A 25,043-nucleotide genomic window follows, 5' to 3' on the forward strand; every position below is an offset into this window, starting at 1 on the left:
CTGCTCACGGTGTTGTCCTGCTGGTCTGCGGGTTGATTACTGATAGGTTAATGAGAACCAGGCCTGGGCGTTGGCCGCGCCGCCGGTGACCTGGCGTCCGGTCGCCCGATATTTGGCGACGAAATTTAGCGTCGTCGGTCCGCGGTAGAGCGGCACCCAGCGATCCGGCGGACGATTGAGAGGCAGCTGCTGGCCGTGACTGTCGAACAGCGCGATGCCGATCCCGCTGGCGATCCCCGGGCCTTCACCCACCGACAGCACGTCGGGGTTTTTGCCGTCAGCCACGCCGTGAAATGCCACCCCGACATGCTGGCTGACTGCCGTACTGCAATCCTGTAAATGAATCGTGAAAGGGATCGGGTTGCTGTCTTCGCCCACGTCGTGAAATCGGTTACTGCTGATCTGTCCCAGATTGACCGTCATCTGCCGATCGCCGGCTTCGACGCGGCAGGAACTGGCCATGATCAGGCCCTGAAAGCGCATGCTGCCCCCCGGCAGCGTGACGTTCCACTGATTACCGGCCAGCGCCAGCGGAGGCAGCAGCAGTAGCAGACCCGATTTCATTCCCTGCATCGTTTCACCCCGGTTGCAAAATTAAGCGCGGGCCCTCCTGGCCCGGATGGCTTCCTTGCCTGATGTTTGCCTTACTCGTACTGCACTTTGAAGGTGGCGTCAGCGTTCGCGATACCGGCGGTCGCGGCGCCAGTGGCGTAGTAACGCGCTTGGAACGGAATGATGTTGGTGCCGTCATTCAGCGTGGTGGCTGCGCTGAAGGTGGCGCCGTCCAGCGCCAGCGGCGTGCCGGTGTTGTCGAGGATCTGCACGCCGACGTTGGTCGCGCTGCCGGCGGCAGAGTTTTGCAGCGCCAGAACGGTGGTATTGCTGCTGTCGATGGCCGTACCGGCGAAGGCGACGGACGCTTTGGTTGCTACCGTGGTGTCGCAATCATCCAGCTGAATGTTGAAACCAACGGACGAACTGGTGCTCCCCGCCGTGGCCAGCTTCGCGGAACGCACCTGGCCCAACTGGACGGTTTGATCGATAGAGCCGGCATCCACCGCACAGGCCGCGTTAACAACTTCCCCTTTAAAATGGACGGTCCCGCCGTTAACCGTGGTGGTATCGGCCAGGGCCGCCGCGGAGCTCAGAGACAGGGCTGACACAACAATCATTGCCAGTGTTTTGATTTTCATACTGTTTTCCTTTGAACGATGTCGAAATAACGAACCGGATTGGCAGCCGTTGTGCCTTCCAGGCATTTCAGATTTCAGCCGAGTGGTCTGGCTGCCGGCTCTGCACAGTTTTCGCCCAACCGATGAGACAATTGGGGCCATTTTGACTCGTTGAGATAAACGATCTGTTCGTTGTTTAATCTTGCCAGTTTTCCGGTATTAAACTCTGTTTAATGTGATTTGATTGGTTATTTAATCTGGTGGTGTTAGCGAGAGTGCGAAAGGAAGAGAGATACCGCTGGCGAAGGCGCGCCAAAGCAACGGGAGGGCAGGGTGGGGAAAAGTGCGTAATTGACGCTTTAAAAATATATTAAAAACATGTAGTTAATAATTTTTCTGCAGAAATATGGCGTGGTGAGTTGCAAAATATGTCAAAACATTTTTATGATATAAACAGTTTGGCCCCAATTGACCTGTTCACGGTTTATTTTTTTAATTAAATTCAATCAGTTGTATCAACTCCCGATTCTGCAATGCTTTCTCCAATAAGATTATTTCTTTCCCATATTCCAGCGAAACGCGCCGCATTGCTGGCGGTGTAGCGTACCGTGTGTCGAATATTACGATGACCGAGGTAATCCTGGATCAAACGGGTATCTGTACCTCTTTCCGCCAGTTCGTAGCCGCAGGCGTGACGCAGCATATGGGGGTGGGTCTGCGTCACGGTACCCGCCTTTTCCCCGGCGGAGCGAATAATACGATACGCCTGCTGGCGTGAGAGCGGGGTCCCGCGACGGGAGATAAAAAGCGCGTCGGTTTTGGCCGCCGCTTTCCAGCCGGCGCGGACCTGACTCCAGCGCTCAATGGCCTCACGTTCATCAAAGCGCAGCGGGTGAATAGTTGAAAAACCGTTCTTCAACCGCCGCACATTGACCCGGCCTTCCCGTAGATCCAGATCGTGATAGTGCAGATCCAGCAGTTCGCTGATGCGCATCCCGTGGCGAAAGGCGAGAAGGATGAGGCAGTAGTCCCGCTCGCCGGTGGCGCCCTGACGCGCGGCCTGCATCATAGCCTGAACTTCTTTGGCGGTAAGAAAACGACGTCGGTTCACAATAATTACTCCTGAAAAAGAGGTGAGGGGTCGTCATGGCGAAACCATACGCCATGACGGAAAAGATCCGTAATGTAAGAACGGTACAAGGTGAAGGCGATTAACCACGTATAGATAGCATATTATATTTACAGCCAGTCAAAATATCGCCTGGCGATAATTCTTAATTTTAGAGATTTTAAGCAAGGTCACAATAGATCTGCTCGGGTTTTATAGCATGTGCATAAAATAAAAGGGATTTTTCACTCGGTAGATTTTAAAAAATAGCGGGGTGGATTTTTAGCCAACAATAAAGAATCACGGCAAAACCGGAATTAATACAGGGTCAATTTAACGATGAGATCGCAGGATTAAATAAGAACTTGCGGGAACAGTAATCATAATTAACTGAGGGTTAATTTATTGCTATTTAATTTCCCCGCAACGCGGTACAACGCCATCCGTGGCGTCAGGCTTACTGAAGCAGCGACAGGCGCTGTTTGTCGCGCGTATTGTCCCAGATACCATAGAAGCGTCCCGCGTTGCTGGCGGTATACCAGACGGTATGGCGAATATTGCGGTGTCCGAGATAGTCCTGGATCAGACGGGTATCGATACCCATATTGGCCAGCGCAAAGCCACAGGAGTGGCGCAGCATGTGCGGGTGGATCTCCAGCGGCAATCCCGCCTGGTCGCCAGAGGAGGCGATAATTTGATAAAACTGCTGGCGGGAAAGGGGATTGCCTTTGCGGGAGAGAAACAGCCACTCGCTGGCGGCCTGCGGCCAGGTGTTGCGAATGGCCAGCCAGCGCTTTAGGGCGTGGATCTCTTTATTCAGCAAAGGGTGGGTGGTCGAAAACCCCTTTTTTAGCCGATGGATATAAACGCAGCGGGAAGCAAGGTCGATATCGGATATTCTCAGGCGACAGATCTCGCTGGCGCGCAGACCATGGATGAAGCACAGCAGCGTCAGGCAATAATTACGTGCGGCATAGGGACCGCTATCGGCGGCTTTAAGTAGTGACTCGATTTCATTCTGAGTCAGGAAGTTCCTTTTTTTAATCTCGGCGTTATTCGTCATAGTGTTCCCTTTTATGGCAGGCAAATATTACGCTTTCCAGGCCTGCGTCAGGTCATTGTTAAATGCGACTGCCTTTTTATTTTTTAACAGCGTGCTGATAACGTTTTTATTTGCTACGGGAGCATGCGGTATCATGGGCTATCGCCATCCCCAGCGATAAGACGCCGTATGCTGAAGGGTAAAGAAAGGGTTAGCTGGTTGAACTGGCGAATCTTTCCTGGAGGTTTCCACGTCCTGTACATCCCTGATCCTCTTGATGATGCCCGCTTGATGATGAAGGCACTGGCTTCCGGCCACGGCAAGGCGGCCATCAATGCCGTCATGATTTATTTCCCGGCTGTCGGAGCGGCACGGCGTCAGCCAGCCGGCCTCCCGTATCTCAGCGACGGGAATGGCATGAGTAATTTCTCAGACAGAATACAACCTTGAACCGTCTGGATAGCATTCACTGCAAAACTACAACAGAGATTAAACCATACTGCAAAAAGCCTGGGGATAATAGCCATTGTCTCTGTGAGGGCACTTTAGGTCTTATTTAACGGGTTGAGCTTAATCTTAATGGTGCTGTGGGAGCGTGGGCGGTAATCGGCGGAAGCGGTGATATCAGGCGGTGGGTATAAGAGAGGCATAGGCTGCAGACTGGTGTGGGTAATATTCTGCGGCGAGCTAAGAATAAAGAGCAGGTAGGGGACAGACGCGACGGTCCGGTGTCGCAGGCGGTGTTAAAGGCTCCGGTGGCAGAAGTCCGCGATCTGATATCCACCGGAGCAGGCTGACTTACCATTTTTCGTCGCGGGCTTCCTGACGACCTTCGCGGCGGTTTTCCCGCTTATCGTGACGGCAGCTGGCGTTGCTTTGATTATTATTTCTGACGCACTCTTGCTTGGTTTCACGGCCCTGCTCGCGGCTATCCTGGCGGATATCGCGAGCGTCCTGGCGCTGGTCGCTGCGCCAGGTCGCCTGCGCCGAAAGCGAGGGCGTCAGCAGCGCGACGCACGCCAGGGCGAGTAAGCATCTTTTCATGGGGGTGGTCCTGTTAATGAATATATTAAATTAATAGCAGTTAATGAATATTCGTGCCTGATGCGCAGGATGATAAAGTACAAAAAGTGCCAGGATAGCGATAACTGATTTATTTTTATCTTTTTTAGGTGTGTAACGATTGCTCTAATATGTTATGCAGGGCGTCAACAGCAAAAACAAACGTCTGTGGTATGCTGAAAATATGAAAATGCTTTGTGCAAAGGTAGGGCAGAGGGTAGGTGTAGGAGCCCGCTGATGCTGATAATGCGGAGCCTTGTGACCTTAAGCATTGACGAGAAAAATCCGACAAATTATCCAGGCACTATTGTTCGCCGGGCATGAGATTGTCGTCTGGCGGTTGATCTCTTTTCACCATGGCTTACCGATGATGATACCGACTTCGCAACGCGACTGGCGCCTGCTGGCCGCCGGGAGCGGCGGCCTTCTTCTGCTGGCCGCCGGCATCACCTTGCACAGCCACTGGAGCGACTTCCTCCAGTGGTGCCTCGCCACGCAAATTACCTTGCATCGCTATCTGGTGATGTACCTTCTGCTGCTGAACAACCATCAGTACAGCGGCGGCGTCTGGCTGCTGGTGGGCGCTTTTCTCTACGGCGTGCTCCACGCTATCGGACCGGGCCACGGCAAGTTTATCGTCACCACTTACCTGAGCACCAATCAGGAGAGCCTGACCGCGGCGCGGGTGGTGCCTTTTCTCGGCAGCCTGCTGCAGGGCGTCAGCGCCATCCTGTTTGTCTTTATTCTCGCGGTGGGGCTGAATCTGGCCGCTGGCGATCTCAGCGCCAGCCGCTGGTACGTCGAGAAGATCAGCGCCCTGACCATCGCCGCCTTTGGGGTTTACGTTATCTGTCGTGCGCTGCAGAGCCTGCTGCCGGGTAAAAGGAGAATACGCGCCCTGAGGCCGGCGCATCAGCATGATGCCTCGTGCGGCTGCGGGCACCACGGCGTGGGACACGACCTGCAGGGCGCCGACTGGAAGACACGCCTGGGCGTGGTGCTGGCCATCGGCGCCCGGCCCTGCAGCGGAGCGATTATGATCCTGCTGTTCGCCAACGCGCTGGGGATCGTCAGCTGGGGCATTGCCGCGGTGATGACCATGGCGCTGGGCACCGCGCTGTCGATCCTTGGTCTGTCGCTGGCGGTGCACTATGCCCGTCACCGTACCGTCAACCGGCTGACGGCGACCAGCCGTCCGCGGCCCTGGCTGGTGCCGCTGGTGAAGATCCTCGGCGGGCTGGCGCTGATCCTCTTTGCCGCGACATTGTTTTTCACCGTGGTGCCGATCAGCGCTAACGGCGACTTTATCGCCGCCGGCTGTTAACGGCTCTCCAGCAGGCGCATCAATACCCGCAGCGCCTGATCCAGCTGCTGGCGCTCGCCATCGCTGAGCCCCGCCAGCAGCTGCCGTTCATTATCGACATGGGTCTCCACCGCTTCATCGATGCGTTCACGTCCGGCGGGCGTCAGGGCGACCAGCATACTGCGGGCGTCTTCCGGATTGGGCAGGCGGGTAATAAATCCGCGTTTCTCCAATGCCTTCAGGCGATGAGTCATGGTGCCGGAGGTGATCATCAGCGTGGAGAAGAGCTGGGTAGGCGAAAGAATAAACGGCGCCCCGGCGCGGCGCAGCGTCGCCAGCATGTCAAACTCCCAGCGCACCAGCTCATGGCGTGTAAAAGCCACTTCCACCTGCGGCTCCAGCAGCATGGCGCATCGTTTCAGACGGCCAATTGGCCCCATTGGGCTGCAGTCGAGGTCCGGCCGCTCGCGCTGCCACTGGGCGAGGATCCGATCAACGGCGTCGATCGGCGGTGATTTGTCCATAAGTGCTCACTTGTCTTGATATCAAGATAATTGCGTGTACATACTTGCGGCACCAATTTAACTTGAAGTGAAGATAAAATCATGGCTTTTCTCTCGCGTAGTCTGATGCTCGACCTGCTGCTCACGGCGCTGGCGCCCGCTATCTGGGGGACGACCTACATCGTCACCTCCCAGTTTCTTCCCCCCGACCGGCCGTTTATCGCCGCCCTTCTGAGGGTTTTGCCGGCAGGCATCGCCCTGCTGATCTGGAGCCGCCGCTTTCCACAGCGCGGCGAATGGCTAAAGCTTATCGTTACCGGCATCTTAAATATCGGCGCATTTCAGGCGCTGCTGTTTATCGCCGCCTATCGCTTACCCGGCGGTCTGGCGGCAGTGATTGGCGCGATCCAGCCGCTGCTGGTGATGCTTCTCGCCTGGTGCGTAGACCGGCAGCGCTCGCCCTGGCTGGCGGTATTCTCAGCCCTCGCCGGCATACTCGGTATGGCCATGCTGCTGCTGTCGCCGCGCACCGTCCTCGACCCGCTGGGCATCGGCGCGGCGTTTCTCGGGGCGATCAGTATGGCGCTGGGCACCTGGCTCTCCCGCCGCTGGGCGCTCTCCCTGCCGATCGTCGCGTTAACCGGCTGGCAGCTGGCGATCGGCGGGGTGGTGCTGGCGCCCGTGGCGCTGATCGTTGATCCCCCTTTACAACAGGTGACAGCGCTGCAGGTGGCCGGCTATCTGTGGCTGTGCGTGGCGGGCGCGATGCTGGCCTATGGCCTGTGGTTCCGGGGGATTGGCCGCCTCTCGCCGGTGGCGGTATCGGCAATGAGCCTGCTGAGCCCGGTGACCGCCGTGGTGTTGGGGTGGATTTTCCTTGGCCAAAAGATCCAGGGGATGGCGCTGGTCGGGCTGATCGTGGTGCTGGCGAGCGTGTTGTCTATTCAGCGCGCGCTGGCGCGTCAGGCGGCGGGGGCAAAAACGAAAAAAGCCCCATAACGGGGCTCGACATTGCTGTGTGCGGGGTGGGCGGCGGGAGCCAGACCAGCCGCCCGCAGGCGGCCTGTCCGGCAGCTCCCTCTGCAACCATTCGCTTATTTAGAGAGCTCGGCGGTCATATGGACCTGGTTGCCGGTGTACGCTTCAGTGATGTGGTAGGAAGCGCCTTGTTCTTTCGCAATGGTCGCGATTTTCGCTTCTGCGCTGTCCAGGGTGTCTGCTGTTACGCTCACCGGATGAGCGAAGCTAGCGAAAGAGACCAGGGAGAGCATACCGGCAGCGGCGAGTAATTTTACGTTTTTCATGGTGTTTGTCCTTTTAACTTTTATGGTGGAAAGCGTGTTTGCTTTCGATGGGCTTATAATAAGTCTGCTAACTATAACGCGCGTGGCAAAAAGTGCGATTTAGATCACATTTTTATGGCGGTTTGATGACGGAGATATGAATGTTTCTCTATTTTTTAATTTAAAAACAATGGATTATTGATTATTTTTTGATGGGAGTATCACGCGGACTGCCTGCGATCAGAATGTAGAATGCGCCTCATTTACGCGGTTACCATTCGTTGTATGAATTAGTTGGGCGGTTTTTAGCCGCCGTTGGGGCGGATTCGGACGATTCGCAATAGCCCTCTGGCGGCCATTTCGGCATGCTGAGACGGCCATTTCTCTCATGCCCTGGCGTTAGGCTTTCCGCGCTGTAAACATCCATCACCCCGTTTTGATCTATCAATAAGCATTTATTAATAGTTATCGATTATCTGTTATATAACTTAATGAAACGTGAACAAATGTATATTTGTCGGCGAATAAATAGCATTCTTTGACGCCGATAGCACCAGCGAACTTATATTTTTAAGTTCGTTACCTGACGCCTTAAATATTGCGGCTCCCGGTCAGTCGAAGATTCTATTAGCAGTGGCATAAATCAGCATCGCCTGATGTTTCTGGTTCTATGCGAATTCACAGTGTGCTCATTGATTCGTAATTCACTCTGACAAGGAAATGGCAATGAAAAAGGTTCTTCTCTCTGCAGCAATGGCAACCGCGTTTTTTGGCATGACTGCTGCCCATGCAGCTGATACCAATGTTGGCGGCGGCCAGGTTAATTTCTTCGGTAAAGTTACCGATGTATCCTGTACTGTTTCTGTTAACGGCCAGGGCAGCGATGCGAACGTTTACCTGTCTCCGGTAACTCTGACTGAAGTTAAAGCGGCAGCAGCGGATACTTACCTGAAACCGAAATCTTTCACCATTGACGTCTCTAACTGCCAGGCTGCTGACGGCACCAAACAGGATGACGTAAGCAAACTGGGCGTAAACTGGACCGGCGGTAACCTGCTGGCTGGCGCTACCAGCAAACAACAGGGCTACCTGGCGAACACCGAAGCTTCCGGTGCTCAGAACATCCAGCTGGTACTGTCTACTGACAACGCTACCGCGCTGACCAACAAAATCATCCCGGGTGACAGCACTCAGCCGAAAGCGAAAGGCGACGCTTCCGCTGTCGCTGATGGCGCGCGTTTCACCTACTACGTAGGCTACGCCACCAGCGCGCCGACCACTGTGACCACTGGTGTGGTTAACAGCTACGCGACTTACGAAATTACTTACCAGTAATTCCGTCAGAAAATAAAACTGCCCCGCGATGGGGCAGTTAATAACAATAATAAAGCGGCGATGACCGCCGCTTGTATTTTTATTCTGAGGTCAGCATGAAGCGTATTGCCCTTTTTTTCTGTTTCATTTTTAGTTTTGCGGCCCACGCCAACAATATTATTGTTAACGGTACCCGCTTTATTTATCCAGGAAATGAAAAAGAAATAACGGTACAGCTTTCAAATAACGCCGACCGTCCGGCGCTGGCGCAGGCCTGGCTGGATAACGGCGATGCCGATGCCACTCCGGATACCATCACCACCCCGTTTATTATCACCCCGCCGATTTCGCGCGTTGACGCCAAGAGCGGCCAGACGCTGCGTATTAAGCTCGGCAGCAGCGCCGGTCTGGCGAAAGATAAAGAGACGCTGTGGTGGCTGAATCTGTTGGAAATTCCGCCGGTGGTGGCCAATCAGAAAAATGAAGGCCAGAACGTGCTGCAGCTGGCGATCCGTTCGCGCTTTAAATTTATTTATCGTCCTGCCGGACTGGGCAACCGCGATGCGGCGGCCGAGAAGCTGACCCTGACCGCCAGCGGCAGTAGTCTCGCCATCAGCAACCCGACGCCGTTCTACATTACCGTCAGCCGTATTTCCCGCGACGGCGGTAAAGCCCTGAACAGCAAAACCGTGATGCTGGCGCCGCAGTCCAGCCAGACGGTGGCGCTTTCCTCCGCCGTCAACCGCGGCGAAACCCTGACCGTTAACAACATTAATGACTATGGCGCCGATGTCGCAGTGAAAGTGGCCGTTAAATAAGGGAAAAGCTAATGAAGCAGAGGTCATTCTGCCCGGGAAGATTAAGCACCGCGATCGCCATCGCGCTGTGCTGCTTTCCGCCATTTTCCAGCGGACAGGAAAACCCGGGAACGGTATATCAATTTAACGACGGCTTTATTGTCGGCAGTCGCGAAAAGGTCGACCTGTCACGCTTCTCGACCAGCGCGATTACCGAAGGCACTTACTCCCTTGACGTCTACACCAACGACGAATGGAAAGGGCGCTACGATCTGCGCATCGCGCGCGACAAAGACGGTAACCTTGGGGTCTGCTACACCAAAGCGATGCTGACGCAGTACGGCATCGCGGCGGAAAAGCTCAATCCGCAGCTGAGCGAACAGGAAGGCTACTGCGGTAGCCTCAAATCCTGGCGCAACGAAGACAACGTCAAAGACAACCTGGTCCAGTCCTCCCTGCGGTTGAACATTTCGGTGCCGCAGATCTATGAAGATCAACGCCTGAAAAACTATGTCAGCCCGGAGTTCTGGGACAAAGGCATTACCGCGCTTAATCTTGGCTGGATGGCCAACGCCTGGAACAGCCACACCTCTTCGGTCGGCGGGTCGGATAACAGCAGCGCCTACCTTGGCGTCAATGCCGGCCTGTCGTGGGACGGCTGGCTGCTGAAGCATATCGGTAACCTGAACTGGCAGCAGCAGCAGGGTAAAGCGCACTGGAACAGCAACCAGACCTATCTCCAGCGGCCGATCCCGCAGATCAACTCCATCGTCAGCGGTGGGCAGATCTTTACCAATGGTGAATTTTTCGACACCATCGGTCTGCGTGGGGTTAATCTTTCCACCGATGACAATATGTTCCCGGACGGCATGCGCTCCTATGCCCCGGAAATTCGCGGCGTGGCGCAGAGCAACGCCCTCGTCACCGTGCGCCAGGGCAGCAACATTATCTATCAGACCACCGTTCCGCCGGGGCCGTTTACGCTGCAGGATGTCTATCCATCCGGCTATGGCAGCGATCTTGAGGTTTCGGTAAAAGAGGCGGATGGCTCGGTGGAAGTGTTCAGCGTGCCTTACGCCTCCGTTGCTCAGCTGCTGCGTCCGGGCATGACCCGCTACGCGCTCTCCGCCGGTAAAGTGGACGACAGCGGGCTGCGCAATAAGCCGATGCTCTATCAGGCGACCTGGCAGCACGGGATCAATAACCTGCTGACCGGCTACACCGGGGTCACCGGCTTTGACGACTATCAGGCCTTCCTGGTGGGCACCGGGATGAACACCGGGATCGGCGCCCTCTCTTTTGACGTCACCCATTCTCGGCTGAAAAGCGATAGCCATGATGACTCGGGGCAGAGCTATCGCGCCACCTTTAACCGCATGTTCACCGATACCCAGACCAGCATCGTGCTGGCGGCGTATCGCTACTCGACGAAAGGTTATTACAACCTCAACGACGCGCTGTACGCCGTCGATCAGGAAAAAAACAGCCGCAGCAACTACACCCTGTGGCGGCAAAAAAACGGCATGACCTTCACGGTAAACCAGAACCTGCCTGACGGCTGGGGCGGGTTTTATCTCAGCGGTCGTATTTCCGATTACTGGAACCGCTCCGGGACCGAGAAGCAGTATCAGGTCAGCTATAACAATTCGTTTGGTCGTCTCTCCTGGTCGGCGAGCGCCCAGCGCGTCTATACCCCGGACAGCTCCGGCCATCGCCGCGACGATCGCATTTCACTCAACTTCAGCTACCCGCTGTGGTTTGGCGACAACCGCACCGCCAACCTGACGTCGAACACCTCGTTCAACAACTCGCGCTTTGCCAGCTCGCAGATTGGTATCAACGGTTCGCTGGACAGTGAAAACAACCTTAACTACGGCGTGTCGACCACCACCGCCACCGGCGGTCAGCATGATGTGGCGCTCAACGGCAGCTACCGTACGCCATGGACCACCCTCAACGGCAGCTACAGCCAGGGCGAAGGCTATCGTCAGAGCGGCATTGGCGCCAGCGGGACGATGATCGCCCACAGCGGCGGCGTGGTGCTCTCACCGGAAAGCGGCTCGACGATGGCGCTGATTGAAGCCAAAGACGCGGCCGGCGCTATGCTCCCGGGATCGCCGGGCACCCGCGTGGACAGCAATGGTTACGCCATCCTGCCGTATCTGCGCCCGTACCGAATTAACGCCGTCGAGATCGACCCGAAAGGCAGCCATGACGACGTGGCCTTCGATCGCACCGTGGCGCAGGTTGTACCGTGGGAAGGCAGCGTGGTTAAGGTGGCGTTTGGCACCACGGTGCAGAACAACCTCACCCTGCAGGCGCGCCAGGCGAACCATGAGCCGCTGCCGTTTGCGGCGAGTATTTTCTCCCCCGACGGCAAGGAGATCGGCGTCGTCGGTCAGGGCAGCATGATGTTTATCAGCGATGCGAACGCCAAACGCGCGATTGTGAAGTGGAGCGGCGGGCAGTGTTCGGTGGATCTGGGACAGCAAACAACAAAGGATAGCGTATGTCGCTGAGGAAATTACTGACGCTTTTTATCGTCTTGATGGCGCTGGGCACCACCTCGTCCTGGGCCGTCTGTACGCGCCTTTCTTCGCCAACGGTGATGCTGGACATGGTGGTGGGCAGGGTGGTGGTACCCCCGGATCTGCCGGTGGGTTCGGTGATCCTTACCCGCGACTGGACGATGAGCGCCCCCGGCGGGGCGAGCTATCGCTGTACCTCCGGCACCAACCGCTTCGCGGCGAAGATCGTGTCGCCAGGGGCCACGGACCTGGGGAATAAAATTTATTCCACCAACGTGCCGGGAATTGGTATGCGTTTCAGCCGCGGCGGCGCGACGGTGAATATCGTCTATCCCGACGTCTATTCGTCCCGAGTGTATAACACCACCAACTATTCCCTTGAAGGATCACGTTTTACGCTGGAGATTATCAAAACCGCGGCAACCACCGGCAGCGGTACCCTCGCGGCGGGAAAATACACCTCCTACGACTGGGAGAGCGGCGGCAACCCGATCCTCGAAACCTATCTGAGCGCCAACGCGATCACCGTGGTCTCGCCCTCCTGTTCGGTATTGAGTGGGAAAAATATGAATGTTGATGTGGGTGCCATTAGACGTACTGACCTGAAAGGGGTTGGCACCACCGCGGGCGGGAAGGATTTTAATATTGAGCTGCAGTGCAGCGGCGGCCTGAGTGAAACGGGATATGCCAACATCAGCACCTCTTTCTCCGGCACCCTGGCTACCAGCACCACCGCCACCATGGGCGCCTTGCTGAATGAAAAGGCCGGCAGCGGGATGGCGAAAGGCGTCGGCATCCAGGTGCTGAAGGATGGATCCCCGCTGCAGTTTAATAAGAAATATACCGTTGGCCGCTTGAATAATCAGGAGACCCGCTACATCACCATACCGCTGCACGCGCGCTTTTATCAGTATGGCCCGACGACCAGCACCGGCGAGGTGGAGTCGCATATGATCTTTAACCTGACGTACGATTAATACGGGAGGGGGAATGAAGGGATTGCCGAAACATACTATCGCGTGGCTGCTGCTCTGCGGCAGCCTCGCCGCCCCCTCGGCGTGGGGTTTCGAGACCAATTACGACCGCGGACGGGTCGATTTTGCCGGGCGGGTGACGGATATCTCCTGCAGCGTCGCGCTCAATGGCGGCCAGCATGCCGGCAGCGGCAACGTCTGGCTGGCGCCGGTCAGCCTGGCGGAAGTGCACGATCGCGGGGCCGGCGCGTTTATGAAGCCGCAGCCTTTTACCCTGGCGCTGTCAAACTGCCAGCTACGTCATGACGGCGGCGCCGCTTCGCAGGACGAGGTGCGACGGGTCAGCGTTCGCTGGATCGACGGTTTTTTACTGACGGCGGTTGGCAATGAGAACGCGGGCTATCTGGCCAATACCTTGCCAGACGGCGCGCAGAATATTTATCTGGCGCTGTCGACCAATGATAATAATACGCTGGATAAGAGTAATAAAATTGTCCCTGCGGATCCGCAGCAAAATCAGGTGCATTTACAGGAAAACGCGGTCAGCGGCGGCCTGTTCACCTATTATGTGGGCTACGTTTCGCCGACCCCGAAAAGCGCCACCAGCGGGCCAATTACCAGCTGGGCAACGTGGGAATTAGTTTATAATTAAGCGGGACGAAAAAGCCGGGCAAGCCCGGCTTTTTTATATGCCAATATCGTCGGCAACCAGTTGCTCAATGCTGACTTCCTGCCAGTAATGCCCCTGAATAGCAAACCACTCCATACCCTGCAGCCATTTTTTATGGGCTTCGCTTTCCACGCCTTCAATAATCACGTTGTGATGATTGCGGGATAAAAAGGTGACCAGCGCATCCATCAGCTGACGGCCGGACTCTTTGCGCATCAGATGCCAGAAAAAATCTTTATCAATTTTGACATAGTCAAAATGATAACCGCTGATGGCGTTAATCCCCGCGTAGCCAGAGCCGAAATCATCGAGCCACAGCGAGGTATCCTGCGGGCTTTGCCAGGCGGCCAGGGAATTATTCAGAAGTTTCTCGGCGTTTTCGGTCACTTCAAAATGGACGCAGGTCAGTGCGGCGATTTTCTCTTTTATTTCCTTCTGGCGCAGCAGAGTCAGGAGATGGTCATCAACGTTAATGGTAGCGGAAATATGGTTACGTAAAAACCATGCTTTATGCTGTTCAATCAACCCCAGTTGCTCGAGAAAAATACGTTCACGAACTGCCGCGGTGGCATGGCGGAAAAAATATTCTGGCGAAACGGGAAGATTATCGAAGCGGCTTAAGCATTCAACCGCGACTAAGGTACCTTGTGGGGAAAACATTTTCTGAAAGACGTAGCGTACAGCGATATCATTACGAGATAAAATGTTGTCTTCGAATATTTTAGTGTTCATTATCCCTCTTCACGAGGTTAGTCAGACAATAAGCAGAGGATAGGTTAATTATAGGCTACCTGATGATTAATGGGAATGGCAGGAAATGTAAATCAACAACGAATAAGTACGCTTTATCCGCTATTGATTTACCTCTGCGTAATTTAACATTGATGGAGGGCGGCAATACGCTGGTTCATCGTGCGGGAATTATCAATGCCCAGCTTTTGCATGATATGGATTCGATGGCTGTGGACCGTTTTATGGGCAATGCCGAGCAGGGCGGCAATCCGCTTATTATTATTGTTGGCAATCAGCAGCTCGAGGATCTGGCACTCCCGCGGCGACAGCTGTTTGCGCAATCGTCGCGGCGGTTGTTCGCTGGCGCCCTTCGCCCGCTGGATAATAGAAGCAAACATAGATAGCGGCGATTTTTCACTAATAATCATGGCATTATCGACGGTTATTAACTCTCTGCACAGTCCGGCAATGTCGCTTTTTATCATCAGCACCGGCTGCTGGCAGCGTTGCAGGGAAAGGCGGAGCGCATTCAATAGATCAACGATTCTGATGGCAGAAATATCCTTATTGATTAAATTGAAAATAACCGTTTGGGCCTCAGGCAGCTGTTTCCCATGGATGACTTCGTCATAGCCAAAACGGGTGGCGTTTTCATGACTATCAATAAGGTAGTGATAGATTGAGTGACCAATGAGATTATCATTGGTGTACAGCAATATACTTTCCAAGGGTATCAGATTCTCTTTTTTCGCTTGGCTTCTAAGATCAGGTCCAGCAGAATTTTCTCTATTCTGCGCTGGTCGTCGAGATGGCGGAACTTAAACTGGCAGGATATCTGATAGTAGCTTTCGCTCTCTTCATTAGGGTCATCAAGGGTGATAATAATGACATTCTTTACCACCAGGTCGATGGTGATCTCGCCATATTCCGCCAGCATCAGTACGGCGTTTTTCAGCAATGCGTTATGACTGAGGAATTTCAGATTCGGCGTTTTGGTCATCAGTGCGCAACCGCCGTCTGAAATGTCCTTGATGTCGAAAAGATAGTTTTCGCCATTTTTATGGCGACCGCGGCAATAAAAATCATGCTCGTGGCGTAAACGAAAGCGGGGATCGCGGCGACGCTGCACCACCTGCAGGCATTCAGGCAAGGAAAAGGCGTAGCGGATACTTTTATCGACACCGCTATTGTCATGTTTTGTCAGGGCCGCATTAAACTCTATTTTCCCTGAATCGCTATGCAGGAGAAAGCGAATTTTATGCCCTGGCGGGATTTTGCGATGGGTCTGAATATGGAACTCGGCAAAGTCCACGCGCGTCAGTTGGGTTATGATACTGGTGTTGTTAAAAAATATTTCAATTTCAGTGCGTTTGCGCAACTCCTCTCTGAAAATAGCAATAATTTCATACTTACTGGTCTTTATCGTTCCCTCTGTCATGTGCATCCCTTGTAAATAGTTGTCGTGAGGCGTTTGATTTTTCTTATAGCAATAGCAACATTCTGATTGGGTTAATCAGATGTTTTTATGAGCGTTTGATGTTATTGACTATCTTTGCAGCCAGATTGATATGTATAAACTTGGAATTCGATATTGTGTTTCCTGTAATCAAGCGTTTCAAATTTTGGTCATGACAAAAACGACAACGGCCTCCAAGCTGGAGACCGGTCGAAGGATAAAAAACTTAAGTTTAATTAACGGGGATAATGAGAGAACGATCGTCGATCACGCCCCATTTGTAGGATCTATAGTGCCAGCAGTGATGAGGTTTTTCCAGGCAAATATTGAGGAGGGAAGTCGTTCCCTCCTTTCGGCATGACGGGTCAGGGATGCTTGCGGGTGGCGATATTATCCAGGGTGCGCAGCGCATCCGCCGGCAGAATTAGCCCGGCGGCGGCAATATTTTCCGCCAGGTGCGTCCGGGATGAGGTGCCTGGGATCAGCAGAATATTGGGCGCGCGCTGGAGTAGCCAGGCGAGGGCGACCTGCATCGGCGTCGCCTCAAGCGAGGCCGCGACCTCGTTCAGCTCCTGCGCCTGCAGGGGAGTAAAACCGCCCAACGGGAAGAAGGGAACCCAGGCGATGTGCTGGGCGGCCAGCGCATCCACCAGCGCGTCGTCGGCGCGATGGGCAATGTTATAGAGGTTTTGCACGCAGACGATAGGCGTCATTTTCTGTGCATCCGCCACCTGCTTTGCCGTCACGTTGCTGAGGCCAATATGGCGGATCAATCCTCGCTCCTTCAGCTCCAGCAGGGTGGCGAGCGGCGCCTCCAGCGACCCTTCCACCGGGCCGTGGGGGCTCAGCATACTGCGCAGGTTCACTACCTCCAGCACGTCGAGCCCCAGGTGACGCAAATTGTCCTCGACGGCCTGGGTCAGTTCAGCGGGCGACATGGCCGGCAGCCAGTTGCCTTTCTCGTCACGACGGGCGCTGACCTTGGTGACAATGCACAGATCGTCGGGGTAGGGGTGGAGCGCTTTGCGGATCAGCTGATTGGTCACATGGGGGCCATAGAAATCCGAGGTATCGATATGGTTTACCCCGGCTTCGACGGCGGCCTGCAGCACGCGCACCGCTTCTTCTGGATCTTTCGGCGGGCCGAAAACGCCGGGGCCGGCCAGCTGCATGGCGCCGTAACCCAACCGATAGACCTGGCGATCGCCGAGCGTGCCGCGACCGGATAAGGTGACACTGGACATAGGAACTCTCCTCACGGTGGCTAAGCCGTAAGTGTAATGCGCTAACAAGGAAGGGAAGGGTGAGAATATTGTCAGAATGTGCGACAGCGGCTCAGGCAAGCCGCTGTCGCCGGAGACGGATTAGCCGAAGAACATCACGGAGACGCAGAGCAGGCCGACCACCAGAGTGATGGCGTTACCCACCGAGCGATACGGCTTCAGCGCCGGGATAAGCCAGGTTGACAGCGTGGGCATGATAAACAGGATCATGGCGATAAGCGGTCCGCTGATGGCGTAGATCATCGAGATCGCATTCGGGTTGATAAAGCACACCGCAAAGGTGAAGGCAGAGACCAGCATGATCGACATCGCGCGGTTGAAGGCGCGGCTCTTGCGCACGCCCATCAGGCCCAGCGAGCTTTTGACGATTTCGCTGGCGCCTTCAATGACCCCGAAGTAGGTGCCGAGAAAGGATTTCGACATGGCGACCACGGCGACAATAATGCCGGTCACCGCCAGCCAGCCCGGCGCGCCCGGCACCATCGACAGGGCGGAGAGGATGGTCACCCCCTGATCGCGGGCGGTCTCAATATAGGTCGCCGGGATGGCCAGCAGGCAGCTGAAGACGAAAAACAGCACGCTGGCGCAGATGATGGTATAGGCCACCTTCATGATTTTTTTGCATTTACCCATGGCCAGGTCGCCGTGCTTCTCCTGCTGGTCGATAGCAAAAGTCGAGATGATCGGCGTATGGCTAAAAGCGAAAACCATCACGGGTATGGAGATCCAGACCTGGTGGAGCGTCTGCGAGCTGAACTGCATCTGGCTGGTGAGATGTTCCGGATGCCAGTCGCGGATTAAATAGAGGGAGAGAAACAGGAAGCAGGCGATAAGCGGGAAGACCAGAAAGCCCATCACCTTGATGGTGATTTGCCGGCCCATGAGAAAGATCAGGTTAAGGACCAGCACGACCCCCAGGCTCAGCAGCGCGCGTAGCGCAGGCGTCATCGGCGTGCGATGTGCCACCTGCTCGGCCAGCGAGTTGGTGATGGCCACGGCGTAGATCAGCACGACCACAAAGAAGGCGAGGAAATAGAGCCCGGTGATCAGGTTGCCAATTTTCTTACCATAGTAGTGATTTACTGCGCCGGTGATCCCGGTTCCCGGCGCGATATTGGCCGAGAGAATAAACTGGCTCAGCGCTTTGTGAGGCCAGTAGGTGAGCGGCCAGGCGACCAGCGCGGTGATGAAAAGGACAATGGCGCCAGCCGAACCCAGCTGGATCGGTAGAAATAGCGTCCCAGCGCCTACTGCAGTGCCATATAAGGCAAAACTCCATAGAGTTTCTTCTTTAGACCAAATTTTAGACATTATGCGACTTTATCAACCGTCAAACCAAAAAAAAGGAGTGCAATTTACCATATTTATGGTTCGTCTGTTGCGATAGTTTTTGGTGATAAAGTGGCAGCGGATCGCGAAGGATCCGCCGCGAGGCTAGCCGCGCGCCGCCTGGCGCGGGCGGCGGTGACGGATAACGCGCTCGCGCAGGGTGTCCCAGACCCAGTTAAACGCCATGGTGTAGGGCAGGAAGAAGAGCATGAAGCCGATCTCCAGCATAAACGCCTGCAGCAGCGATACCCCCAGCACGATGGCCACCATGGTGACGCCGATGATAACAAAGCCGGTCTCGAAGCCGATCGCGTGCAGCGCCCGCACTTTCAGCCGGCGAGGGACGCGGGAGACTGGCCACAGGCGATCGAAAGCCGCGTTATAAATGATGTTCCATACCATCGCCAGGGTGGCGAGCAGAATGCTCAGTCCGCCCATCTCCACCACCGAACGCTGCATCAGCCAGGCGGCGGTGGGGGCGAGGATCAGCGTCGCCAGCCCTTCGAAGGTGATGGCGTGGATAACGCGCTCGGTGAGCGTCTTGCGCTGATGTGGGGTCTGTTGCATGGCGAGCTACCTCTAGTTTTAGCCTGAACAGGAAATTACCCGGCAGTTTATGGAAAAATGTGATAAACAAAAGATAGAAACCATCGATAAAATAGATACATCATGCGTTATTCACCGGAAGCGTTAACCGCCTTTGTCGAGGCCGTTGACAGCGGGTCGTTCTCCGCCGCCGCCCGTCGCCTGCGCAAAAGCCAGTCGACGATCAGTACCGCTATCGCCAACCTGGAGGCTGACCTCGGGGTGACTCTCTTCGATCGGGCAACGCGGCAGCCGACGCTGACGCCGCAGGGGGAGCAGGTGCTGAGCTATGTCAAAGCGATCCTCGCCGCCAGCGAGCGGCTGGATGAGCTGGCGGTATCGCTGTCCGGCGAGACGGAGCCGCGGCTGACCTTTGTGCTCTCGGACACCCTGCACCCGGACGTGCTGGAAGATCTGCTTGTGCAGTTTGACCGCCGCTTCCCTCATACCGAATTTGAATGCTTGATTGGCGAAGATGAGGACGTGATCGATCTCCTGCAAAAATCCCGCGCCCAGGTGGGACTGATTGAGGCGAGAGAGCGCTACCCGACCGATATCGGCAGCACCCGCCTGCCGCTGCAGACGGCGATGGGCATTTACGTGGCGCCTGACCATCCGCTGGCGGGGCAGGACAAGGTTGTCTGGGATGAGCTGCGCAGCTGGCGCGAGCTGCGTTTGAGCACCTTTCTGGCCAGCGCGACGGAGCCTGCCGCCGGGCAGGTCTGGTCGGCGCCAAACTACCTGCTGCTGCTCAGCATGGCGGTGCAGGGCTTCGGCTGGTGCATTCTGCCCTGTGCGCTGGTGGCGGAGTTTGCGCCGCAGGGCGGACTGGTGGCGCTCGATATCCCCGGCTGGCCGCGGGCGATTTCGGTGGATCTGCTGTGGAATAAGAAAGCGCCGCCCGGGGCGGCCGGCAGCTGGCTGCGTCAGCATCTGCAGCGGCGTGAGCGTTAACGAATAGCTATTTCTTTGTGATTGGTTTCACTTTTTTTAAACAATTACAAAGTTTTTTGATAACAATTATCTAGTATATCGCTGTTTCTTTGCGCAAAAGCACGGGCAGGGGTAGAGGATGAAGGATGTCGTGATCGTCGGGGCGCTACGTACGCCGATTGGCTGCTTTCAGGGCGCGTTATCGCGCCATTCAGCCGTTGAGCTGGGCAGCGTGGTGGTGAAGGCGCTGGTGGAGAAGACGGGAATCGATCCGCAGAGCGTGGATGAGGTGATCCTCGGCCAGGTGCTGACCGCGGGAACCGGGCAAAACCCGGCCCGTCAGTCTGCTATTCGCGGCGGGTTGCCCAACACCGTATCGGCGATCACCATTAACGACGTCTGCGGTTCCGGCCTGAAAGCCCTGCACCTCGCCACCCAGGCGATCCAGTGCGGGGAGGCGGACGTGGTGATCGCCGGCGGCCAGGAGAACATGAGCCGCGCTCCGCATGTCCTCACCGACAGCCGCACCGGCGCCCAACTGGGCAACAGCCAGCTGATTGACAGCCTGGTCCATGACGGCCTGTGGGACGCCTTCAACGATTATCATATGGGCGTCACGGCGGAGAACCTCGCCCGGGAATATGGCATCAGCCGCGAACTGCAGGACGCCTGGGCGCTCAGCTCGCAGCAGAAGGCGCGCAAGGCGATTGATTCCGGACGCTTTCGCGATGAGATTGTCCCGGTCGTTACCGAGCATAACGGCGCGGCGCGCACCGTGGATACCGATGAACAACCGCGGGTGGATGCCAGCGCGGAAGGGCTGGCCAGCCTGCAGCCTACCTTCGATCGTCTCGGATCGGTAACCGCCGGCAACGCCTCCAGCATCAATGACGGCGCGGCGGCGGTGATGATGATGAGTGAGGCGAAAGCCGAGGCGCTGGGGCTGCCGATCCTTGCGCGGATCCGCGCCTTCGCCAGCGTCGGCGTCGATCCGGCGCTGATGGGCATCGCGCCGGTGCACGCCACTCGTCGCTGTCTTGAGCGGGCCGGCTGGCGGCTGGACGACGTCGATCTGATCGAAGCCAATGAGGCCTTTGCCGCTCAGGCTATCTCCGTTGGCCGGGTACTGGAGTGGGATGAGCGACGGGTCAACGTTAACGGCGGCGCGATCGCCCTCGGCCACCCCATCGGCGCCTCCGGCTGTCGGATTCTGGTGTCGCTGGTGCATGAAATGATCAAGCGCGATGCGCGTAAAGGGCTGGCGACGCTGTGCATCGGCGGCGGTCAGGGCGTGGCGCTGGCGGTAGAACGCGCGTAGCGCTGCATGTCGATTTCCATGGCCTCCTGCGGGAGGCCTTTTTTATGCGCCGCGCTTTGCCGACCCCTCTTTTTTCTTCCGTATTTCCCTCACCCACCGCCAATTTATTGAGCTCCGTCACGTCTTGTTGTGCCACCTTTTTTGAAACAAATAACTACGATCCTGGTCACTAAAACTAAGGTGCTTAAAAAATAAAATAACGTTTCATAAAAACGAAATGACATTTTATTTATTATAAGGGGTACCCTATGTTGAAACGATCTCTGGTTCTGGCCGCCCTCTGCGGTATGTCTTTTGCGGCAACCGCGGTCACGATAGATTTACGTCATGAATTTATTGATGGCGGCAAGAGCGATAAAAGCAATGCTGACCGCGTCTCGGTGTCCCACCGCTTCGCCAACGGGCTAGGCTTTACCGTAGAGGCCAAATGGCGTTCAGGCGGCGACAACGGTTCGCAACCCTATTCGGACGTGGTGGGCAACGGCCATGAAGACACCATCAGCTGGCGCTGGAAAGCGACATCGAACCTGTTCCTCACCCCCGGGTTTACCATAGAGAGCAACGACAGCCGCTCCATCTACAAGCCGCACCTGCACGTACAATACAGTTTCGACAATGGCTTCTATGTCGCCGCTCGCTATCGCTATGAGTACACCCGCTATCCGAATGATGCCGGCAAAGATGATGACAAGGTGAATCGCGGCGACGCGTGGGCCGGGTTTGCTCTCGGCGACTGGCGCACCGAGCTGAACTATGTCTATGCCCGCAGTTCGGAAGGGGTGAATCGTAACGACAACAAACCCTACTCGCAGGAATATAACGTGAAGGTGGCCTATAAGCTGGATAACAACTGGTCGCCGTATGGTGAAATCGGCAACGTCGGCGTGAATGACCGCAGCGATCGCCAGACCCGTTTCCGCGTCGGGGTGGCTTACTCATTCTGATTTCCATCAGGCCCTCATCGTCTGTTTTCCCCGGCGCCGTCAGCCGGGGTTTTTTATGGGCCAAAGCGGGGGAACAAAAAAAAGCCCTCCGCGAAGGAGGGCAAGGCCAGTTACAGAAAAACGTTCGCCGGGGCTCAGGCGCTCAGCATCGGCGGATGGTCAGGTAATTTCGCAATATAGATGGCCGGCTTGCCGTCTTTATCAGAGCTGAACAGAATGGCGCTGTCGTCCGGCGTAAACGAGGGGTGCGGGTGCGTCACCTGGCGGCTGTTGGCCACCGTCGCCCACGAGGTATCATGGCGCGCGACGCGGAAGTAGCGCTTCTCCGCCACGTTAAAGACGTACAGATAAGGATCGTTATCAATGGAGTAGCCGCCGGTATCTTTGACATCCACCGGCGTGCCTGATCCATCGCCCACCAGCAGCGTACCGTCGAAATTGCTCATCAGATGCGAGCAGGCGGGCATCGTCATCAGGGCCTCGTTGACGCCGCTCTCCGGATCAAAGCGATAGATCGTCCGCCCCTGCTGGCCTTTCAGATAGGAGACGTAGATCAGCGCTGAACCGTCCGGGACCCAGAATTCATGGGTGCAGCTTTCCCCCGGGGCATGCGCTTTGACTTTACGCACGTTGCTGCCATCTTCATTGACCAGCCACATGCGGGCGTCAACCAGATCGTGCGGCCCTTCATGGCAGAAGGCGACGGTATGGTCGTCGAAGGGACGATAGATCGGGTGTCCCAGCCAGATTTTTTCCTCATGGATCACCTGGCTCTCACCGCTGCACAGGTCGACGCGCAGCAGGCGGCAATGCGGTCCTTTGTGGAAGAAGTCATGGAAAATCTGCCAGTCGTTGAGCGGCGTCCAGTCGCTTTTCGCAATCTCAATGCCTACCAGTTTGCTGCAATCGCTGTTTGCCACCCAGGTGCCATAGCCGACCCACGCCTCGCTGACGCGGTAAACTTCACGCTCGGCGAGGGTGGTGAGGTTCACCTCCAGCAGGGTACGGTCATTTTTCACGTAATAGAGTGACTTATCGTCCGGGGAGAGGAAGCCGCCGAAGGTGTTATCCCCGGCGCCTTCCGTCAGCTGGACGGCTTCGGCGCTGGCGATATTCAGCAGATAGTAGTTCCAGTGGCCGTCAAACTCGCCGGCGAACAGTAAATGGCTGCCATCGTTAAAAAAGCACTTCTGATAGAAGTAGTTGCGATGACAGGTGACCTCCGGGGGGGTTAAGCGGGTGACTTCCGCCCCGGTATCCGGATCGCGGCTGACGTGGTAATTCAGTTTGACCCGCATGCCTTTAGCCATGTAGTGCTCCTTTCTTTCCTGCGATGCCGCTGGACCAGAGGCGTGTCGCTGAGTGATATGTTTTAAAAGATTGGTGTTAATTTATCAAAACAATGTTTCATTATTTGTGATGTCCCACGCAGTTCGGCGTAATTCCCGCATCTTCTGCGGCCTGCTGGCCTCAATTTGGCCGCCTCTCCGGACAACCGGCTGAATCATCATCCTTTTAAAACCGCTTCCTGTCCGGTGCGGGTTGCCGGAACCGTTCGCGTTTTCTTTTTTTGTAATCTTCGTCATAAAAAATGAAACAACGTTTTAAATATCATTGAAAATGACAGAGGGCGGGGCTAAGATGGCACCCATCAGTAAAACGGAACTCTGTTTTATTTTTTATGATGGGCTCTGCCCATGAGTTCGCCCCACGCTCAGTCGCGCCGCCGGCGCGAGCCGGGCCGAGAGAACCTTGCCTGCATACTGCAGGCTCTGAACGACTAAGGAACACATTATGATTCTTGATGCATTCTCCCTGCAGGGAAAAGTGGCCGTCGTGAGCGGATGCGATACCGGTTTAGGTCAGGGGATGGCCCTCGGGCTGGCGGAAGCGGGCTGCGATATTGTCGGTATCAATATTGTCGAGCCGGTGGAAACCATCGAGCGGGTGACGGCGCTGGGACGCCGCTTTCTCAGCCTGACCGCCGACCTGCGCCAGATCGACGGTATCCCTCACCTGCTGGAGCGGGCGGTGGCGGAGTTTGGCCATATTGATATTCTGGTCAACAATGCCGGCCTGATCCGCCGCGAGGACGCGCTGGCGTTCAGCGAAAAGGACTGGGACGACGTGATGAACCTCAACATCAAGAGCGTATTTTTCATGTCCCAGGCGGCGGCGAAGCACTTTATCGCCCAGGGCAGCGGCGGGAAGATCATTAACATCGCCTCGATGCTGTCGTTCCAGGGCGGGATCCGTGTGCCGTCGTATACCGCGTCCAAAAGCGCGGTGATGGGCGTTACCCGCCTGCTGGCCAACGAGTGGGCTAAACACAATATCAATGTCAACGCCATCGCCCCGGGGTATATGGCGACCAATAACACCCAGCAGCTGCGCGCTGACGAGCAGCGCAGTAGCGAAATCCTCGACCGCATTCCCGCCGGGCGCTGGGGCCTGCCGGCCGACCTGATGGGGCCGGTGGTCTTCCTCGCTTCCCCAGCCTCCGATTATATCAATGGCTACACGGTGGCGGTGGACGGCGGCTGGCTGGCGCGCTAACCGACGGCGACGGCCGGCGCGGCACTCACCGCTCCGGCCGTCTGAGCAATTATTGTCCATACCGTAAAATGAGGATCGTCCATATTCCAGAGTGAAGAATTAATGTTACCGCCCTGTATGAACAGGGTTATTAACGATGCGAAACGAATTT

Annotated in this window: 26 protein-coding genes; 12 read left to right on the forward strand and 14 right to left on the reverse strand. The window is 56.0% G+C overall.

The annotated features are described in order from the left end of the window. Positions 1-36 precede the first annotated feature (36 nt). The 4 genes from GT756_RS13550 to fimB form a co-directional block, all read right to left on the reverse strand. Positions 37-573: a fimbrial protein gene (locus GT756_RS13550; RefSeq protein ID WP_004205362.1), complete on the reverse strand. Its 537-nt coding sequence runs from the start codon at positions 571-573 to the stop codon at positions 37-39. 71 nt (positions 574-644) lie between these two features. Then, entirely contained in the window at positions 645-1,193 is a 549-nt protein-coding gene (gene fimA / locus GT756_RS13555) for a type 1 fimbrial major subunit FimA (protein ID WP_004205364.1), read from the reverse strand. Positions 1,194-1,674: 481 nt separating this feature from the next. Further along, positions 1,675-2,283, reverse strand: coding sequence for a type 1 fimbria switch DNA invertase FimE (fimE, locus tag GT756_RS13560; RefSeq protein ID WP_004205365.1), 609 nt, complete (start codon positions 2,281-2,283; stop codon positions 1,675-1,677). 454 nt (positions 2,284-2,737) lie between these two features. Continuing rightward, the gene (gene fimB / locus GT756_RS13565) at positions 2,738-3,343 is read right to left on the reverse strand and encodes a type 1 fimbria switch DNA invertase FimB (protein WP_004205366.1); all 606 of its coding nucleotides are present in this window, start codon (positions 3,341-3,343) and stop codon (positions 2,738-2,740) included. Positions 3,344-3,511: 168 nt separating this feature from the next. Here fimB and GT756_RS13570 point away from each other — a divergent pair, with 168 nt between their 5' ends. After that, positions 3,512-3,772 (forward strand): hypothetical protein, encoded by a 261-nt coding sequence (locus GT756_RS13570; RefSeq protein ID WP_004205367.1) that lies wholly within the window; start codon positions 3,512-3,514, stop codon positions 3,770-3,772. 348 nt (positions 3,773-4,120) lie between these two features. Here the strand turns inward: GT756_RS13570 and GT756_RS13575 are convergent, their stop codons facing one another. Beyond that, on the reverse strand, positions 4,121-4,366 hold the full coding sequence (locus GT756_RS13575; protein ID WP_043520897.1) for a hypothetical protein: 246 nt from the start codon (positions 4,364-4,366) through the stop codon (positions 4,121-4,123). Positions 4,367-4,751: 385 nt separating this feature from the next. Here GT756_RS13575 and GT756_RS13580 point away from each other — a divergent pair, with 385 nt between their 5' ends. Then, positions 4,752-5,708 (forward strand): nickel/cobalt transporter, encoded by a 957-nt coding sequence (locus GT756_RS13580; RefSeq protein WP_053810906.1) that lies wholly within the window; start codon positions 4,752-4,754, stop codon positions 5,706-5,708. Here the strand turns inward: GT756_RS13580 and GT756_RS13585 are convergent. Further along, positions 5,705-6,211 carry a MarR family winged helix-turn-helix transcriptional regulator gene (locus tag GT756_RS13585; protein ID WP_004205381.1) on the reverse strand — a complete coding sequence of 169 codons (507 nt, stop codon included), beginning with the start codon at positions 6,209-6,211 and terminating at the stop codon, positions 5,705-5,707. The genes GT756_RS13580 and GT756_RS13585 overlap by 4 nt on opposite strands. Before the next feature lie 81 nt (positions 6,212-6,292). On the opposite strand from GT756_RS13585, the gene GT756_RS13590 reads away from it, so the two are divergent. Then, a complete protein-coding gene (locus GT756_RS13590; protein WP_048295557.1) occupies positions 6,293-7,189 on the forward strand; it encodes an EamA family transporter in 897 nt (298 codons plus the stop codon). A 95-nt stretch (positions 7,190-7,284) separates the two neighbouring features. Here the strand turns inward: GT756_RS13590 and GT756_RS13595 are convergent, their stop codons facing one another. Then, positions 7,285-7,494, reverse strand: coding sequence for a DUF1471 domain-containing protein (locus GT756_RS13595; protein WP_002916131.1), 210 nt, complete (start codon positions 7,492-7,494; stop codon positions 7,285-7,287). 705 nt (positions 7,495-8,199) lie between these two features. Here GT756_RS13595 and mrkA point away from each other — a divergent pair. From mrkA to mrkF, 5 genes are all read left to right on the forward strand, one after another. Further along, on the forward strand, positions 8,200-8,808 hold the full coding sequence (mrkA, locus tag GT756_RS13600; protein ID WP_000756959.1) for a type 3 fimbria major subunit MrkA: 609 nt from the start codon (positions 8,200-8,202) through the stop codon (positions 8,806-8,808). Between the two features lie 95 nt (positions 8,809-8,903). Beyond that, positions 8,904-9,605 carry a type 3 fimbria chaperone MrkB gene (gene mrkB / locus GT756_RS13605; protein ID WP_004205383.1) on the forward strand — a complete coding sequence of 234 codons (702 nt, stop codon included), beginning with the start codon at positions 8,904-8,906 and terminating at the stop codon, positions 9,603-9,605. Between the two features lie 11 nt (positions 9,606-9,616). Beyond that, entirely contained in the window at positions 9,617-12,103 is a 2,487-nt protein-coding gene (gene mrkC, locus GT756_RS13610) for a type 3 fimbria usher protein MrkC (RefSeq protein ID WP_004205384.1), read from the forward strand. Further along, positions 12,094-13,089, forward strand: a complete 996-nt coding sequence (gene mrkD / locus GT756_RS13615; protein WP_004205385.1) for a type 3 fimbria adhesin subunit MrkD — start codon at positions 12,094-12,096, stop codon at positions 13,087-13,089. The genes mrkC and mrkD overlap by 10 nt, the downstream gene beginning before the upstream one ends. A 13-nt stretch (positions 13,090-13,102) precedes the next feature. Next, a complete protein-coding gene (gene mrkF, locus GT756_RS13620; RefSeq protein WP_023319092.1) occupies positions 13,103-13,738 on the forward strand; it encodes a type 3 fimbria minor subunit MrkF in 636 nt (211 codons plus the stop codon). 33 nt (positions 13,739-13,771) lie between these two features. On the opposite strand, the gene GT756_RS13625 is transcribed toward mrkF, so the two are convergent. From GT756_RS13625 to GT756_RS13650, 6 genes are all read right to left on the reverse strand, one after another. After that, entirely contained in the window at positions 13,772-14,488 is a 717-nt protein-coding gene (locus GT756_RS13625) for an EAL domain-containing protein (RefSeq protein ID WP_023319091.1), read from the reverse strand. A 143-nt stretch (positions 14,489-14,631) separates the two neighbouring features. Continuing rightward, positions 14,632-15,204 carry a LuxR C-terminal-related transcriptional regulator gene (locus tag GT756_RS13630; RefSeq protein ID WP_004205389.1) on the reverse strand — a complete coding sequence of 191 codons (573 nt, stop codon included), beginning with the start codon at positions 15,202-15,204 and terminating at the stop codon, positions 14,632-14,634. Positions 15,205-15,221: 17 nt separating this feature from the next. Continuing rightward, positions 15,222-15,926 carry a transcriptional activator MrkH gene (gene mrkH / locus GT756_RS13635; RefSeq protein ID WP_048295549.1) on the reverse strand — a complete coding sequence of 235 codons (705 nt, stop codon included), beginning with the start codon at positions 15,924-15,926 and terminating at the stop codon, positions 15,222-15,224. 383 nt (positions 15,927-16,309) lie between these two features. Next, positions 16,310-17,188 carry an aldo/keto reductase family oxidoreductase gene (locus GT756_RS13640; protein WP_017899257.1) on the reverse strand — a complete coding sequence of 293 codons (879 nt, stop codon included), beginning with the start codon at positions 17,186-17,188 and terminating at the stop codon, positions 16,310-16,312. A gap of 120 nt (positions 17,189-17,308) precedes the next feature. After that, a complete protein-coding gene (locus GT756_RS13645; protein ID WP_004205392.1) occupies positions 17,309-18,538 on the reverse strand; it encodes an amino acid permease in 1,230 nt (409 codons plus the stop codon). Between the two features lie 123 nt (positions 18,539-18,661). Continuing rightward, on the reverse strand, positions 18,662-19,123 hold the full coding sequence (locus tag GT756_RS13650; protein ID WP_017899256.1) for a multidrug/biocide efflux PACE transporter: 462 nt from the start codon (positions 19,121-19,123) through the stop codon (positions 18,662-18,664). 102 nt (positions 19,124-19,225) lie between these two features. Here GT756_RS13650 and GT756_RS13655 point away from each other — a divergent pair, with 102 nt between their 5' ends. The 3 genes from GT756_RS13655 to ompK26 all read left to right on the forward strand — a co-directional run bounded on the left by GT756_RS13655 (position 19,226) and on the right by ompK26 (position 22,336). Further along, on the forward strand, positions 19,226-20,095 hold the full coding sequence (locus GT756_RS13655) for a LysR family transcriptional regulator (RefSeq protein WP_043520889.1): 870 nt from the start codon (positions 19,226-19,228) through the stop codon (positions 20,093-20,095). A 118-nt stretch (positions 20,096-20,213) separates the two neighbouring features. Continuing rightward, on the forward strand, positions 20,214-21,392 hold the full coding sequence (locus tag GT756_RS13660) for an acetyl-CoA C-acetyltransferase (RefSeq protein ID WP_004205397.1): 1,179 nt from the start codon (positions 20,214-20,216) through the stop codon (positions 21,390-21,392). A 248-nt stretch (positions 21,393-21,640) separates the two neighbouring features. Beyond that, positions 21,641-22,336 (forward strand): KdgM family porin OmpK26, encoded by a 696-nt coding sequence (gene ompK26 / locus GT756_RS13665; protein WP_004205398.1) that lies wholly within the window; start codon positions 21,641-21,643, stop codon positions 22,334-22,336. A gap of 134 nt (positions 22,337-22,470) precedes the next feature. On the opposite strand, the gene GT756_RS13670 is transcribed toward ompK26, so the two are convergent. Then, positions 22,471-23,646, reverse strand: a complete 1,176-nt coding sequence (locus tag GT756_RS13670) for an oligogalacturonate lyase family protein (RefSeq protein WP_004205399.1) — start codon at positions 23,644-23,646, stop codon at positions 22,471-22,473. A 484-nt stretch (positions 23,647-24,130) separates the two neighbouring features. Between GT756_RS13670 and kduD the strand changes: the two genes are divergently transcribed. Beyond that, positions 24,131-24,892 (forward strand): 2-dehydro-3-deoxy-D-gluconate 5-dehydrogenase KduD, encoded by a 762-nt coding sequence (kduD, locus tag GT756_RS13675; protein ID WP_004205401.1) that lies wholly within the window; start codon positions 24,131-24,133, stop codon positions 24,890-24,892. Positions 24,893-25,043: the final 151 nt, after the last annotated feature.

Source organism: Klebsiella sp. Q2 (genome assembly GCF_009900705.1).
In the GTDB taxonomy this organism is placed as follows: Bacteria; Pseudomonadota; Gammaproteobacteria; order Enterobacterales; family Enterobacteriaceae; genus Klebsiella; species Klebsiella quasipneumoniae.

Bases quoted from the DNA above. Each gene is read 5' to 3' on its own strand.
- GT756_RS13585 (WP_004205381.1), bottom strand. From the start codon at position 6,211: ATGGACAAATCACCGCCGATCGACGCCGTTGATCGGATCCTCGCCCAG.
- GT756_RS13570 (WP_004205367.1), top strand. From the start codon at position 3,512: ATGCTGAAGGGTAAAGAAAGGGTTAGCTGGTTGAACTGGCGAATCTTT.
- GT756_RS13645 (WP_004205392.1), bottom strand. From the start codon at position 18,538: ATGTCTAAAATTTGGTCTAAAGAAGAAACTCTATGGAGTTTTGCCTTA.
- GT756_RS13550 (WP_004205362.1), bottom strand. From the start codon at position 573: ATGCAGGGAATGAAATCGGGTCTGCTACTGCTGCTGCCTCCGCTGGCG.
- kduD (WP_004205401.1), top strand. From the start codon at position 24,131: ATGATTCTTGATGCATTCTCCCTGCAGGGAAAAGTGGCCGTCGTGAGC.
- fimB (WP_004205366.1), bottom strand. From the start codon at position 3,343: ATGACGAATAACGCCGAGATTAAAAAAAGGAACTTCCTGACTCAGAAT.
- mrkF (WP_023319092.1), top strand. From the start codon at position 13,103: ATGAAGGGATTGCCGAAACATACTATCGCGTGGCTGCTGCTCTGCGGC.
- mrkC (WP_004205384.1), top strand. From the start codon at position 9,617: ATGAAGCAGAGGTCATTCTGCCCGGGAAGATTAAGCACCGCGATCGCC.
- GT756_RS13670 (WP_004205399.1), bottom strand. From the start codon at position 23,646: ATGGCTAAAGGCATGCGGGTCAAACTGAATTACCACGTCAGCCGCGAT.
- GT756_RS13575 (WP_043520897.1), bottom strand. From the start codon at position 4,366: ATGAAAAGATGCTTACTCGCCCTGGCGTGCGTCGCGCTGCTGACGCCC.
- fimA (WP_004205364.1), bottom strand. From the start codon at position 1,193: ATGAAAATCAAAACACTGGCAATGATTGTTGTGTCAGCCCTGTCTCTG.
- mrkB (WP_004205383.1), top strand. From the start codon at position 8,904: ATGAAGCGTATTGCCCTTTTTTTCTGTTTCATTTTTAGTTTTGCGGCC.
- mrkD (WP_004205385.1), top strand. From the start codon at position 12,094: ATGTCGCTGAGGAAATTACTGACGCTTTTTATCGTCTTGATGGCGCTG.
- GT756_RS13625 (WP_023319091.1), bottom strand. From the start codon at position 14,488: ATGAACACTAAAATATTCGAAGACAACATTTTATCTCGTAATGATATC.
- ompK26 (WP_004205398.1), top strand. From the start codon at position 21,641: ATGTTGAAACGATCTCTGGTTCTGGCCGCCCTCTGCGGTATGTCTTTT.
- GT756_RS13595 (WP_002916131.1), bottom strand. From the start codon at position 7,494: ATGAAAAACGTAAAATTACTCGCCGCTGCCGGTATGCTCTCCCTGGTC.
- mrkA (WP_000756959.1), top strand. From the start codon at position 8,200: ATGAAAAAGGTTCTTCTCTCTGCAGCAATGGCAACCGCGTTTTTTGGC.
- mrkH (WP_048295549.1), bottom strand. From the start codon at position 15,926: ATGACAGAGGGAACGATAAAGACCAGTAAGTATGAAATTATTGCTATT.
- GT756_RS13640 (WP_017899257.1), bottom strand. From the start codon at position 17,188: ATGTCCAGTGTCACCTTATCCGGTCGCGGCACGCTCGGCGATCGCCAG.
- GT756_RS13590 (WP_048295557.1), top strand. From the start codon at position 6,293: ATGGCTTTTCTCTCGCGTAGTCTGATGCTCGACCTGCTGCTCACGGCG.
- GT756_RS13655 (WP_043520889.1), top strand. From the start codon at position 19,226: ATGCGTTATTCACCGGAAGCGTTAACCGCCTTTGTCGAGGCCGTTGAC.
- GT756_RS13660 (WP_004205397.1), top strand. From the start codon at position 20,214: ATGAAGGATGTCGTGATCGTCGGGGCGCTACGTACGCCGATTGGCTGC.
- GT756_RS13650 (WP_017899256.1), bottom strand. From the start codon at position 19,123: ATGCAACAGACCCCACATCAGCGCAAGACGCTCACCGAGCGCGTTATC.
- GT756_RS13580 (WP_053810906.1), top strand. From the start codon at position 4,752: ATGATGATACCGACTTCGCAACGCGACTGGCGCCTGCTGGCCGCCGGG.